Below are 13,204 nucleotides of genomic sequence, written 5' to 3' on the forward strand. Positions count from 1 at the left end.
AATGATCATTTTTTATGAACAGTTCTTGTTTCCCATATTTGTTGTATATGCCCACGAGCATGCCCAGCAACCATTTTTATCATATTTCTTACTTCTTCTTTACTACTACCATTTACTAAAACGCTCCTATTTAGTGCATCTGGAATTTCTTCACAGAGCTCCAGCACATGTTCCCTAAGATATCGAAATAACATAATTGTTATATTAACTTTTCTTGTACGATAATTCGTTCCTAACTCCCATAAATTAGGATCATATGGGTTTCTAATATAATCACGTCCAGATTCTGCTAATGCAAATTTAATTTTATGTAGTGTTGTGATATCTGAATCAATCAAATGAAATATTGTTTGTCTAATGGACCATTTCCCTTTTGCTCGAACCAGATCAAAGTCTTTTTCATTCAAACCACGAATCGAATCTTCTAACATTTGTATACCATTTCTATATAATTCAAGTATTTCATTATCTGGTAGAAAAAGCTCCTCCCAAAGGGAAAGAATATAACCATCTGGATCTGTTATAAATAGCGTCTGGCCAAATCCTTCTTCAATGATAAGTTCAACCTTTAGCTGGTTAATCTTTTTTAAACGAAGATACAAATTCTCTATATCCTTTGTTACTATGTAAAACTTCCCTTTAGGTAAAGGCTCAGAAAATATTTTTTCCAGATATGGAGAACAGTCTAAATCTTTTTTTTCTGTGATAATGGCTATTGGTTCACCATTCGATAAATTTAATCTAGCAATCCGTTTGTTCACATCTTCCCAATCACTATACCATCCAACAACATCAGAATAAAACTTTACTGTCTGGTCTAGATTTTTCACTCTTAATAATAAATTAGGCTTCTGTCTTTCCATAGCTTAAAAGATCTCCCTTCTGCGAATTCTACTCTCAAATTGAACATACCAGCATCAAAACATTCTTTTATTATATTTATATTTTTCATTCGAGATATTGAAGACAGAGATTAGATATTATGTATGAAAAACAAATCTTTTAATATGTATTCTTGGTAATTGAGAGAATCCCCTTCTTGTAGATATTATTACGTGGTGACTAGTAATTATGATTTCACAATAAAAATGCATTTTCTCTATGTCATGATGAGAAAATGCTCCTATACAAAATAAAACTTATTTTTTTAAATAAAAATGCTGTAAATTCCTACCTGCATTATCTTTACTTCAAGAAACACACTATTAAAACCTTATATAATTAAACTAATTGATACATGAGAATATCATCCACATATTCATCCTCTTCATTATTGTACCAATACGAATAATGAATCTAATTGTATCATTTTAACTTGATATTTTTATCCTTCTAAGAAATAGCCTCCATTTGATTGACTATTAGGAAAACTAAATATATTTAACCTCTCCATACGTTATTCTCATAAGAGCTGCATAGGTTAGTGAGGAATCTTCATTAAACGTCTGGGAAAAGAAGAATTCCGCATTAAACTGATCCTCTGCTTCATTAATTGTTAATCCTCGCATAATCAAACCATCAATAAATGTTTCTTTATCAAGGGGTTTCGCACCTATACCGTCCTCCTTAAATGAAAAAAACAATTTATCTTTCGCTTCTTGATTCATATTTGGATAAAGTACATTCACTTTATCACTAATTCTGCATTGAACATTTTCCACACCTAGTTCGGTTAAATAGATTGGTATTTTTGCTCCAATATTCCCATCTTTTCTATCTTGTTTCGCATCATTTTCAAATAATTTTTGCAGTGCGCCTAGCTGAATCATTTGTGATTGATCATATCCATCCATATAAAACGATGCCATATTGGAAATCCAATGCGGTTCGAAACAGATGATTTTTCCTTTATCAACTAATGAATGAACCATTTTTTGTAACATTCTTTTTGGGTTTGCTATATGTAAAAGAAATGCATGACAAACAGCCATATCATACTTCTTATCCAATTCAATATTATTCATATCTGCAACAATAAATTCTGCATCATAGGGTAATGGCTTAAAAAGTTCCCTAGCCTCTTTTATAAGCTGTTTGCCTTTATCAATTCCAGTATATCTTGAACCTTCTGGTAATAGGGGGAGTAGTTTAAGCCCTAAGTATCCAAAACCACAACCAAAATCTATGATATTTACTGATTCTGTAATCCTCCAAACGGATTTGACTAAAAACTCTAGGTAATCGTCATTATAATATAAATCTCTTGTTCTCTTTAAATATTCTATCTGACTATCCCAATAATACTCCGACATTTATTTCCTCCTATCTTATTTATCAAAGTTAAATGTTTAAAATAACATTTATAATGAATTAATTATGATAACAGGTTTCAAACTCAGTCTTCATCAGTAAACTACGACAGGCCAATCCGTTTTCATGATAAATTTCTTTGCCAATTTTCAATTTTATACTTCGATCTGAATTCAGATACCCGCGCTCTTTATTGACAATAAGTAGAGTATCATCATCTATCCAATTAATCGAAAAATCACTTTTGGCATCACTATAATAAACGGTCTTTATTTTATTTTTCTCCTCTTTAAAAGTGATATTTACCCATATGTTTACGCCTCCTGCGGCACCACCATACGTCATGTAATACGCATTGGCTACGTATTTTTCAGATGGAGAAATGACAGGTCCTTTAAAAAATTCTCCTTTCAGATTACCGAAAGTAAAAAAATAATTTGAATACAAAATTAGACAAGTAACTACTACTATACTAGATAAAAAAATAGTAAAAAGTCTTATCGGAAACGGTTTCTTTTTTATAAGATTGCCGATGGCTAGAAAACAAAAGGTAATAAAAATAAGAAGAGTAAGGAGAGCCGTTAAAAAGATATAAAAAGGTAAATAGATATGCATGTAATTTCACCTATTATAGAAAAAACCGATTAGATTATTAGATCTCTTATACAGTTTATTTAATCAATTCGCTAGATGGATATAAAAACCCTTTTCTTAGAGTAAATTCACTAGAAGTTTATTTTCCTATTAATATCTTTTTCATGACTATAATTGTTTTATAACTCTCCATTATGAATTTTCCAGCCAATTGACTATGAGTAAATGTACTACGAAGCAAATGCCTTCATGATCAAATTTTGTAGAAGAAGAAACACCCCCCATGCAATGATTCCTAATAAAATTGCTATTACTAAATGAATTGAATACTTTAATCCAAAATAAATCACCAATAACATTACTGCTGTTGCAGGTAAACCCACTAGTACTCCCCATGCAAATTGACTAACATTGTGATTAGGCGTTCCTTGTAGAGTTAACCAGATAATACTTAAGATGCTAATTAACGGTAAGGCAGCAACGATCCCACCATATACTGGGAAGCGTCTTGCCACTTCTGTTACTACACCAATTATGACTGCTGAAGAAGCAATTTTTAACAATAAATACATTTATTTTGATACCTCACTTAATAATTTAAATCCTTCAATTACCTTTGCTCGTTCAGTAGCCGTTAATTTGCTAAGTACTATTCGGAGCTTATTATCATCTAACTCTGTATGCTTTTTTACAATGGATGAGCCAATATCTGTTAAATGTAAAAATACTTTTCGTTGATCATTCTCAGACCTTTCTTTATATAACCAGCCATTTCTCACTAACTTCTTTACATGTTCAGAAGCAGTATTGTGTGAAATCATTAATTCATTTGCAATATCACGAATCATTATATTTTTCTTCTTTTGAACCATTTGTAATATACGGATACTTTGATGGGAAATGTTTTCTTCTTGAACTGGGTGTAAATTAAAATATATATCTGTAAAGTAGTTATTTAAATCTTGTATCATATTTTTCTCCTTTTTTATATCGTTACTTCCGATTATATCGTATAAAACGATATAATTTCAATTTAATTTCGTAATTAAATAATGCCTTTTGCACTTTTATTGATATCCATCATGTCTAAATAAAAAATGCGATACTTTATTAAGTACCGCATTAGGTATAGTTTAGATTGTATTTTAATACACATATTTGTTTTCTAGTATTTCTATTTCGATTTATGCCAACTTTTCCTTTTCAGTTACTAAATTAAAATATCATTAACCCGTACAAATCATGATGATATTCCCATCCGGATCACAAATGTTAAAATAGGCAAAATCATCAAAACTAACAATCTCCGATTGTATTTGATACCCCAGTTTCTGAACAAAATCATAGGACTGATGGATGTCATCTGTATGAAAATTAAACAACGGGTTTTCAGAAGGACGTATTTCCTTTATGACATCAGATGGTCCCGCATCTAATGTTAGCCCAGTATGATGATTCAGCTTAATATTGTAAACGGGTCTAGAAACCTCCGCTAAATTAAATTTTTGATTGAGTAATTGGCAGTACCAGGTAACGGACCTTTCTAAATTACTGACATGTACAAAAATGGTATTAATTTTATTTTTTATCGGACTATTCATTATCAACACTACTCCTTCGAATTGAATTATTTCATATTCTCAAAAATATCATTTGATATATTTAAAGGATTCAATCATTTCAGTAATTTCCTGTTCAGAAAATTTTCCTTTTCTTTCCTTATCATATTGAGTAATATCAATTAGATAGGTAATTTTCGTCTCACGATCTTTCCATATGATATGTTGATTAAAATCATAATCAATATACTCTGCAAAACTTCCATCTTTTATATGAATCTTTTTAATATCTGTTGGTTCTCCATAGACTGTCTCAGCATTCATAGGCTGCGCTAAAATGGATAGTTTAATTTCATCTCCTAAAAAAATCTGCTCAAAGTTTACTTCTTTATATGGCATCCTTGTCATATCTCTCGATGCTTTTTCTTCGTCATTTAATGTTGTTTTTGTTACACTTTTATCTCCTCTATACACCATATCATGCAATTCCGCTCCCGATTCATGCACTTTAAACGGAAGTTTTGATGGCGTTTTTAATAATTCCACTAATTTTGGAGGAGCTTTTTTTATAATATTATCAATACTACTTGTTTTTTCTATGTTTTCACTAATTGCTTCTTCTTTTTCAACTATTCTATTGTTTGAATAGATATATAATCCTACTGCAATTACCAGTATTACCCCAATAATTATCAAACTCTTCTTATACATTATGTTTCACCCTTCAAGTTTTGAGTTTTAATAATAATTTGCACAAAATAGAGAAACGATGCTAGCAGTTACTTATCAATTTATTAGCAAGTTCTTACCAATAGATGAAATTAATAATCAACACCAATAAAATAATTATGCAAATACCACTAAACAAAAAATAGGCTAAATATCTAATTCCTTTTGGAAACTTACTAATGTCAAAACTATTTCTTTTTATCACACCTCCAGCTTCGATCTTCTGTAAATTTTCTACCGGTGAATATAAATCTTCTTCGTTCCAGCCTGTATTTGCTTGGTCAGCTGATTGTGTTTCATGAATATTCTTAATCTTAAACACACCCTTTTTTTGGTCTGTAAAAGTGTTTCCATAATAATGGATTTAATTTAAAGCTTTTTGCCATGCTTCGTAAAATTCTTTTAATGTACAATAACGATCATCCCTATTTTTTTCAGTAGCTCTTATTGCAACCTCATATAATTTTTCACCAGCTTCCCACTTTGAAATTGAGTGATCCATTTCTCCCCCAACTAACCCGAATGCAATAGCCCCCATTGTGAAGACATTCGTTTTTGAATCAATGGGATCACCTAGAATAAACTCCTCTGGAGCCTTGGATCTTACTGCACCCCAATAATCATTTCCAATCTCATTTATAATTGGTGATTTACGATAAAAATCGATATCACAAATTTTCATTCGATTATCTTTAAAATCATATAAAATACTTCCATCATAAAAATCTACAGCAACAAATCCTTTTGCTTCGACGAAAACATGAAAAGAATAAATCATATTGAGAACATTTAACCGTTTATTAATATCAAGATGTTTAAAACGATAAAACGGGGAGTGAGGGTTTATGTATTTTTCTTTTCCACCAAATGACCAATGTGAGTGCAAACATTCACCCTCAAACCATTCAAATATAACTGCGTATCCATTCTCAGTATAAAAATGATCAATCATTTTAGTTAAATATGGATGTTTTAGTTGCTCATAGACTGGAATTGCTTTTAATAAGCGAGCAATTGCATCCTCTGGATTTCCGAAATAATCAATTGGTTTCGCTCCTGCGTATTTTACAAAGAATTTTTGATTATTTTTAGCCAACCCGAATCCAATATTTCCTGAATCTTGTTGATCAAATACACAAAAAACTTCTCCAATTTCCTTTAACCAACTAAAATCATGCACCTCTTGTAATTGAAAACTAACCTTGTCAATTGTTAGATCAATTACTTTCTGTCGTTCTTCATTCTTCATTATGTTCATCCTCCACAATTTGCGAGCATATTTATAATTTATAGAGAGTTTTATACTTTATTGAAGTGGTTCGGAAAGGCCTTTATTTCTTAATCCCTAGCTTGATTGATATGTTCAGGCTTTCTTTAAATACACCTTCTTATTAATTGCTAGTAATGTTTCTTTCACTTCGTTTTCAAATGCTTCTACATGATCCTTAAGAAAACGTTTTAAATCGAAAGATGTCGATTAATGGTTTCCAAGTATTGCATCTATCGTCCAAGTAATTTCAAATGGTGGTAAATCTTCTATTTCAAGTTTGAATTTTGAATTTGCAAGTATTTCTTCATGACAAATGGAAGGATGCGAATAAATCGTTTTTCCAGCCCTTCTTTCTTTGCCGTACCATTTTTCTATAACTTGATTTAATTGTTCCTGCCATCGTGTCGGTTTTTTATTAGGTTCATAATGATCTATGATGGCAACTCCTCCATTATCAGTAACTAGTTCATACAATTCATCTAGAACCCTAACACGATCCATCCAATGAAAGGCCTTTGCTATGATTATGAGATTAAACTTTTCATTAAATTCAGACTTATATTTTTCTAAATTTCCTTCATACCAATGGATATTATTTACTCTCATTTCATTTTGCAGACGTTTTGCTTATTCTAGCATTTCTCGTTCTAAATCAATTCCAACAATTTTCCAACACCAGTCAGAAAATCTCAACGTGAGCTGTCCAGTACCACAGCCTAAATCAAGTAACTGCTGCTCTCCGTTCAATGAAAATTTTCTAATCAAATATCTATTTAAAGAAGGTGGATACATAGGTCGATATTTTGAATAGTACTGTGCTGCCCCTTTAAATAATTCTTTGCCATACTGATTCAAATTTTTCTCTCCTCCAAGATTACGCTTTCATTTTATAACGATCTCAATGAAGATCATTTTGGAAAGCTGAACTCTCAAACTCACTCGCTAATGCCTCCATATAGATAATATCCCATGTCTGACCACGCGAGAAATGTGCCTGTCTTCTACGACCACATCTTATAAACCCAGCTTTTTCATATGCTCTTATCGCATTTTTATTAAACTCAAATACTTTTAAAAAAATATTATGTAAACCTAATGTTTGGAATGAATAATCGAGAACCAGTTTTGCTACCTCTGTTCCATATCCTTTCCCTCTGCTATCTTTTTCACCGATAACTATATTGAATTCTGCAGTGCGATTTTTATAATTTATATCTGATAAAAATGTATTACCTATTGGTTGTAAAGTATGTTTCTCGTAAATGGTAAAAAATAGGAAATTTTTATTTTGGGATATTTGTTTAAATGCGGCTATTTCTTCTTCTAAAATAACAGGTCCAGTGGTTGCAAGAGTTTTTGTCGTTTGAAAATCGTTATTCCATCGATTATATAAAGGGACTAAATCACTTCTTAATGGTCCAAGTGAAACTAATTTACCAGAAAAATTTATATTTATTTCTTTGCTTTTTATATTTTCCAATTAATTAACAACTCCTTTCTTTTCATTGATTCGACTAAAAGATTCATTTCACCTCTATTTCATTTATAGAATTATCCAAGAATATAAAACAAACATTTGATCAGTACTGAATAAGTTTTATTCCTTTACAGTGTTTATTAAGATAAGTAAAGGATACTTTTCATTCAATATGACAAATGATAAACTAGATAGGAAATTTAAATAAAAGAATCTGTAAAGGAAAGTATTTATGCCCACAGAAAAAAAAGATCCCCGTGCTGTACGTACACAACGTTTATTGAAGCAAGCTTTTATTGAATTAATGGAAGAGAAGAAATTTGACCAAATTACTGTGCAAGATATCTCAGATCGTGCAACGGTAAAACGTGTTACCTTCTATCTTCATTATAAAGATAAATATGATTTAATGTATCAATGTATTGATGAAACCTTAAATGAACTACATGATAAGGTAAATGAAAAAGTATCATTTATAGGTAACTTTGATTTTCTAGATGAACAACCACATCCCAGCTTTGTTCAATTATTCCATCAAGTTAGTGAAAATTATCCTTTTTATAATGCGCTACTGGTAAAAAACCGAATCCCTTATTTAACTTCTAGGTTATTGGAAATTATTCATGAATTTGTATCAGAAGGGATTAATCAAATTGAACCTAATGATGAGAATCTCACAGCGAATCGAAGCCTGATTATTAAATATGTTGAATCTGCTTTTTTAGAGGTTATTATTTGGTGGATAGAGAGTGGGATGCATTTGTCTGAGAGTGAAATGGCCTTCCAACTTATGAATCTTTCTATTAAAGGTCCATATATTCATAATCCGATGAAAATAAATCATAATCAGGAATAAAATTAATTTGTTTAAAAAGTCGGCCACTTTCTTAATCTTTTTTTTAGATTGTTTTCAGCTGACCTTGAACACTTATTTTATTCATGCTTTAAGCTACATTATTCATTTTTAAAATCAATGCAAAATAAAAGGGGCAGACCCCACGATACCATCTTAAAGCTTTGTGGTATTTCGTGTGATCCTAGACCCCATAAAGATATTCACTATTATACTCAGAATGCTTATATTGCTGTCCAACCACCATCAATAACTAATTCAGCACCAGTCATGAATCGTGATTCATCAGATGCAAGGAATAGTACTCCATAAGCTACATCTTCTGGTTGTCCAAAATAAGGGAGCTGTGTGAATGTTTTATAAAATGGTAATGCATCTTTAAACGATTCTGCCGTCATTGGTGTTTCAATGATTCCAGGATGGACGGAATTTACTCGTATTTTATCTTTTCCATATTCCACTGCTGCAGATTTTGTTAAAGAACGTAAAGCACCTTTTGCCGCAGTATATGGGCTAGAACCTGCCATTCCAACAATTCCACCAATTGAAGAAATATTAATTAAAGAACCTCCGCCTGCTTTTTGCATTTCTGGAATGACATATTTCATCCCAATTACACAGCCGTTTAAGTTAATATCCATAACTTTATTCCATTCATCCATTTCCATCTGTGCCATTGTTTTTGGACTAGCAATTCCAGCATTATTAACTAATATATCCACTTTTCCATAATGATCAATAGTTGTTTGAATTACCTTTTTCCACTCTTCTTCTGAAATAACATTATGTTTTAGACCGATAGCATCTCCGCCATTTGCCTTAATTTCATTTACTACTTAATGTAGAACATCATCCTTTATATCAGTAGCAACTACTTTTGCTCCTTCCTTTGCAAAGAGCTTAGCTTCAGCTGCTCCCATTCCTAATGCGGCCCCCGTAATAATTGCAACTTTTCCTGATAAACGTCCCACTATAATCATCCTTTCCATTTAATCATGATATAAAACTTCTAAAGTTGAAAACTCAATACCTAGGATAATGCCATTATACATATTTATATCTTTTTTGTGAAGTTATTTACATCATGTAAATAAAGTTCAACATTTAAAAATTACATCTGACTCTTATGTTTGAAAATAAAAAAATCCATCTTGCTATGAGAGTAAGCAAAATAGATTTTTTTCTATCGATATAAAATTTTTATATAGGTATAACCATATTTACGGTTTCTCTTTAATAACCCAATAAACAATTTGGTCCATTTACTAATGACGGTATAATCAATTATTATATGCCAATTTTTCCTTGTAACTAATTATTCAACTTTTTCATTATGGTGTATTAAATCCAACCATTTAATTAATACCAGTTCATCTCGAATGGGAATCCCATTATCCGCTACAAGAGGGATCTCAGGTTTCATTTTTCTTGCTAAATCTACAGCATCAACTAATAGTTCAGCTAATTGATAGCCTCTTTTTTGATAAAACGCCAGTGCGTGTACATTATCATTAGTGGTAACCAATTTAATTTTACTAACATTATTTTTCTTTGCTAGATTTTCCACCTCTTGTATTAATTTAGAACCTATCCCCTTATTTTCAACTAAACTATCTAGTGATATTATTTCACATTCAGACTGATCCATTATGTAAGTGATTAAACCTATAATTCTATTATTTTCATCTAATACGGCAAATCCATCTAATTCATCACATTGAAAGATCCCACTTGATATAACCATTTGCGGGCTACCCCAATTTTTAGAAAAAAATTCAGTGATCATCTCTTTAGCAAGTTTACGAATTTGAACTACAATCATTTATACTCCCTCAATCATATGATATGTTTATAGATGTAATTTTTTATTAAAGTCAAATAGTCTTTCAAATTTACCTCTTTTTTTTAATATGATCCATTAGTATGCCATCAAGTTTATTTCTTTGATGCATTATTTTTTCCAGTAACTCTTGAGTCGCTTGATTGATCCCTTTATTTATTATTAAAGCTAACATACCTCTAATAAACCAAAGATTTAGGTTCTCCCTAAGAATGGACCAATCAAAATCGTTAAATTTTTTTAAATAACCATTTCTGAATTCATTTATATTAGTAATGATTTGATAGTCCTCATCATTCATTTTCAAAGTTGAAGAAAGAATAGCAGCAATATCAAAATGATTATTACCCTTTCTCACCTCGCCAAAATCTATTAAATATATTTTATTTTTATTGATTAATAGATTCCAGATTCCTAAATGGCTATGGATATAACAATTACTTTTATGCTTATAGTTGAAACACTCATTTATTAATTCCACTAATTGCTTCTTTATTTTCATTTCTATAGATTGAATGGAATGTTCAACTTCCTTCCATAAACGATTTAATAAAAATCGATCTTCTTGCTCATAAATTCCTTTAATATCTACCGCTTCAGAGTGGAAAAATGCGATTGTTTCACCTAGTATAGAAAAATTTATTTCTTCAATTTTTATCGGATAATGTTCAATATATCTCTGTAAATTATAAATTCCACTGTTTTTAATTACAAATGGAAGATTATTTTTTGATAATAAAATCTCAGAAGTAATTTGATGCTTTAATAATTTCTTAGAAATAAGATATTCCGTAATTGCTTGTTTCTTATCTTTAATTTTTCTTAAAATATACTTATCTTGTGAAGTATTAATCAGTTTTGCACTGGATGTATTACCTTGGTTCATGTTAGAAGCACTCAGAATATTCCTAATAGAATATTCATTTAAAATGGTAAAATCTTCTCTACCCATCTCTACCTCCGCAACTTAATTTGGGATATTGTAATACTCGCCGTCACTAATATAGTAATTATTTTGCAAAGTAGTAATTATCGCTACTATTATCATTTTCATTCATATTATATATATGACTTTTTACTATTTTAGAAGGGATATTTGCCAAAATATCGAATCCTAAATGTAATCTACAAAAGGAGTGTTTGATAATGAAGAAAACTGCATTACTAATTATAGATGTACAAAATGCCATGTTCGACGATTCTAATCCTATATACGATGGAGAACAACTTCTCAATAATATTCAATACCTACTAAATCAAGCACGGTCTTCTAGCATTCCAATCTTTTATGTTCAGCATAATGATGAGGAATTCATAACCGGAACTCCTCCATGGGAAATTCATCCGTCTATTGCCCCCAAAAAGGGTGAAATAATCATACAAAAGCAAACACCGGATTCATTTCACCATACTGAGCTTCATCAAATGCTTCAAGCTCAACAGATCGATGACCTTGTTATTGCTGGAAATCAAACAGAGTATTGTGTAGATACAACATGTCGTCATGCAGTTAGTCTCGGATATAATGTTACACTTGTAAGGGATGCTCATCGAACATGGGATTCAAATACGCTAAGTGCCAAGCAAATTATTGATCATCACAATGAAGTGTTGGGAAATGCTTTTGTCTCGCTTAGAGCAACAATAGAAATTCAATTTAACAATAATGAAAATATAAAGATTAACCCCCGCTACATATAGATGGGGTCAGCTTTCACGAGGACTGGAACTTCGCTTCCCTACTAATGTAAGCAATGTATCAAAATTAATAAGAATGATTCCTAGCATAATGGTCAGCGCACCAAGTCCAGTTATCCACGAAAAATATTCCGAATAAAGGAACACTCCGAGTATAACAGCAATTAGTGGAGATATATATAGCCATGTAGAAGGAAAAATAGAATTCGTTTTAGAAACCAACCAATAATATAGACTATGTCCAGCAATTGAACCAAAAATAATTAAATACACTAAAGAAATGATTGAAGATGATGAGATTTGATTATTATCAATGTTTTCTGTAAAAAGCGATAAGATAAATAGTAAGATTCCTCCATGCATCATCTGTGTTGCGTTTAAAGCAATCGGTGATGCATGTTTATATTTCTGAACGACGTGCTTTGTATAAATGGTTCCTAGTGCATAAAACATTGCACTCACAAGTATCATACAACAACCAATGAACCACATTGAACTAATTTTAATAACAAAATTAGGCAGGAGTAAGATGATTACTCCGATAATTCCAACCAAACATCCTATAAACACCTTCAAATTTTCTTTTTTCTTAAAAAAAATTGTCTGAAATAATATAATCAATATTGGACTTGTTGCAGACAAAACTGCGGCAATCCCTGAAGTTACAAACTGTTCTGCCCAATATAATGGAGCAAACGTACCAAAGGTTAATCCTACACTTGTGATAAACATCTCCTTTTGGAAAAACAACCGCATCCTCGCTTTTCCTTTCATCACCATAAAGAGAAATAGAAGTAGTCCAGCAATAAAAAAGCGAACTCCTGCAGAAAAAAATGGGGACAACCCTTCATCAATCCCTATTTTTATTGCTAAAAATGTGGTACCAAAAATTAAGCACATGAACATATAATTAACTAATATCATAATATCCCTC

At 31.1% G+C, this 13,204-nt stretch carries 17 protein-coding genes and 1 pseudogene; 2 read left to right on the top strand and 16 right to left on the bottom strand.

Going from position 1 to position 13,204, the window contains the following annotated elements:
- Positions 1–5 precede the first annotated feature (5 nt).
- The 12 genes from NST63_RS14465 to NST63_RS14520 all read right to left on the bottom strand — a co-directional run bounded on the left by NST63_RS14465 (position 6) and on the right by NST63_RS14520 (position 7,882).
- Positions 6–863: a DinB family protein gene (locus NST63_RS14465; RefSeq protein WP_341042683.1), complete on the bottom strand. Its 858-nt coding sequence runs from the start codon at positions 861–863 to the stop codon at positions 6–8.
- A gap of 507 nt (positions 864–1,370) precedes the next feature.
- Positions 1,371–2,252 (bottom strand): methyltransferase domain-containing protein, encoded by an 882-nt coding sequence (locus NST63_RS14470; protein WP_341042684.1) that lies wholly within the window; start codon positions 2,250–2,252, stop codon positions 1,371–1,373.
- 58 nt (positions 2,253–2,310) lie between these two features.
- Positions 2,311–2,865: a DUF5412 family protein gene (locus NST63_RS14475; protein ID WP_341042686.1), complete on the bottom strand. Its 555-nt coding sequence runs from the start codon at positions 2,863–2,865 to the stop codon at positions 2,311–2,313.
- 209 nt (positions 2,866–3,074) lie between these two features.
- The gene (locus tag NST63_RS14480; RefSeq protein ID WP_341042687.1) at positions 3,075–3,416 is read right to left on the bottom strand and encodes a DUF3147 family protein; all 342 of its coding nucleotides are present in this window, start codon (positions 3,414–3,416) and stop codon (positions 3,075–3,077) included.
- Positions 3,417–3,815: a MarR family winged helix-turn-helix transcriptional regulator gene (locus NST63_RS14485; protein WP_341042688.1), complete on the bottom strand. Its 399-nt coding sequence runs from the start codon at positions 3,813–3,815 to the stop codon at positions 3,417–3,419. It lies immediately after the preceding gene.
- 255 nt (positions 3,816–4,070) lie between these two features.
- Positions 4,071–4,445, bottom strand: coding sequence for a VOC family protein (locus NST63_RS14490; protein WP_341042690.1), 375 nt, complete (start codon positions 4,443–4,445; stop codon positions 4,071–4,073).
- A gap of 48 nt (positions 4,446–4,493) precedes the next feature.
- Positions 4,494–5,114 (bottom strand): hypothetical protein, encoded by a 621-nt coding sequence (locus tag NST63_RS14495; RefSeq protein ID WP_341042691.1) that lies wholly within the window; start codon positions 5,112–5,114, stop codon positions 4,494–4,496.
- A 94-nt stretch (positions 5,115–5,208) separates the two neighbouring features.
- A complete protein-coding gene (locus NST63_RS14500) occupies positions 5,209–5,454 on the bottom strand; it encodes a hypothetical protein (protein ID WP_071975737.1) in 246 nt (81 codons plus the stop codon).
- Positions 5,455–5,496: 42 nt separating this feature from the next.
- Complete coding sequence (locus NST63_RS14505) at positions 5,497–6,381, bottom strand: serine/threonine protein kinase (RefSeq protein WP_341042692.1); 885 nt, start codon at positions 6,379–6,381, stop codon at positions 5,497–5,499.
- Between the two features lie 228 nt (positions 6,382–6,609).
- Positions 6,610–7,008, bottom strand: a complete 399-nt coding sequence (locus NST63_RS14510) for a class I SAM-dependent methyltransferase (RefSeq protein ID WP_341042693.1) — start codon at positions 7,006–7,008, stop codon at positions 6,610–6,612.
- Between the two features lie 21 nt (positions 7,009–7,029).
- Positions 7,030–7,257 carry a class I SAM-dependent methyltransferase gene (locus NST63_RS14515; RefSeq protein ID WP_341042694.1) on the bottom strand — a complete coding sequence of 76 codons (228 nt, stop codon included), beginning with the start codon at positions 7,255–7,257 and terminating at the stop codon, positions 7,030–7,032.
- Between the two features lie 43 nt (positions 7,258–7,300).
- Entirely contained in the window at positions 7,301–7,882 is a 582-nt protein-coding gene (locus NST63_RS14520) for a GNAT family N-acetyltransferase (RefSeq protein ID WP_341042695.1), read from the bottom strand.
- 229 nt (positions 7,883–8,111) lie between these two features.
- On the opposite strand from NST63_RS14520, the gene NST63_RS14525 reads away from it, so the two are divergent.
- Positions 8,112–8,735 (top strand): TetR/AcrR family transcriptional regulator, encoded by a 624-nt coding sequence (locus NST63_RS14525; protein WP_212941435.1) that lies wholly within the window; start codon positions 8,112–8,114, stop codon positions 8,733–8,735.
- 221 nt (positions 8,736–8,956) lie between these two features.
- On the opposite strand, the pseudogene NST63_RS14530 reads toward NST63_RS14525, so the two are convergent.
- The 3 genes and pseudogenes from NST63_RS14530 to NST63_RS14540 all read right to left on the bottom strand — a co-directional run bounded on the left by NST63_RS14530 (position 8,957) and on the right by NST63_RS14540 (position 11,524).
- Positions 8,957–9,703: pseudogene (locus NST63_RS14530) on the bottom strand (SDR family NAD(P)-dependent oxidoreductase).
- 344 nt (positions 9,704–10,047) lie between these two features.
- Positions 10,048–10,554, bottom strand: coding sequence for a GNAT family N-acetyltransferase (locus NST63_RS14535; RefSeq protein ID WP_078110199.1), 507 nt, complete (start codon positions 10,552–10,554; stop codon positions 10,048–10,050).
- A gap of 70 nt (positions 10,555–10,624) precedes the next feature.
- Complete coding sequence (locus NST63_RS14540) at positions 10,625–11,524, bottom strand: phosphotransferase (RefSeq protein WP_341042698.1); 900 nt, start codon at positions 11,522–11,524, stop codon at positions 10,625–10,627.
- Positions 11,525–11,718: 194 nt separating this feature from the next.
- Between NST63_RS14540 and NST63_RS14545 the strand changes: the two genes are divergently transcribed.
- Complete coding sequence (locus NST63_RS14545; protein ID WP_078110197.1) at positions 11,719–12,273, top strand: cysteine hydrolase family protein; 555 nt, start codon at positions 11,719–11,721, stop codon at positions 12,271–12,273.
- A 6-nt stretch (positions 12,274–12,279) separates the two neighbouring features.
- Here the strand turns inward: NST63_RS14545 and NST63_RS14550 are convergent, their stop codons facing one another.
- Complete coding sequence (locus NST63_RS14550) at positions 12,280–13,194, bottom strand: DMT family transporter (RefSeq protein ID WP_212941441.1); 915 nt, start codon at positions 13,192–13,194, stop codon at positions 12,280–12,282.
- Positions 13,195–13,204 lie beyond the last annotated feature (10 nt).

The organism is Heyndrickxia sp. FSL W8-0496 (assembly GCF_038007825.1).
GTDB classification, from domain to species: Bacteria; Bacillota; Bacilli; order Bacillales; family Bacillaceae_C; genus Heyndrickxia; species Heyndrickxia oleronia.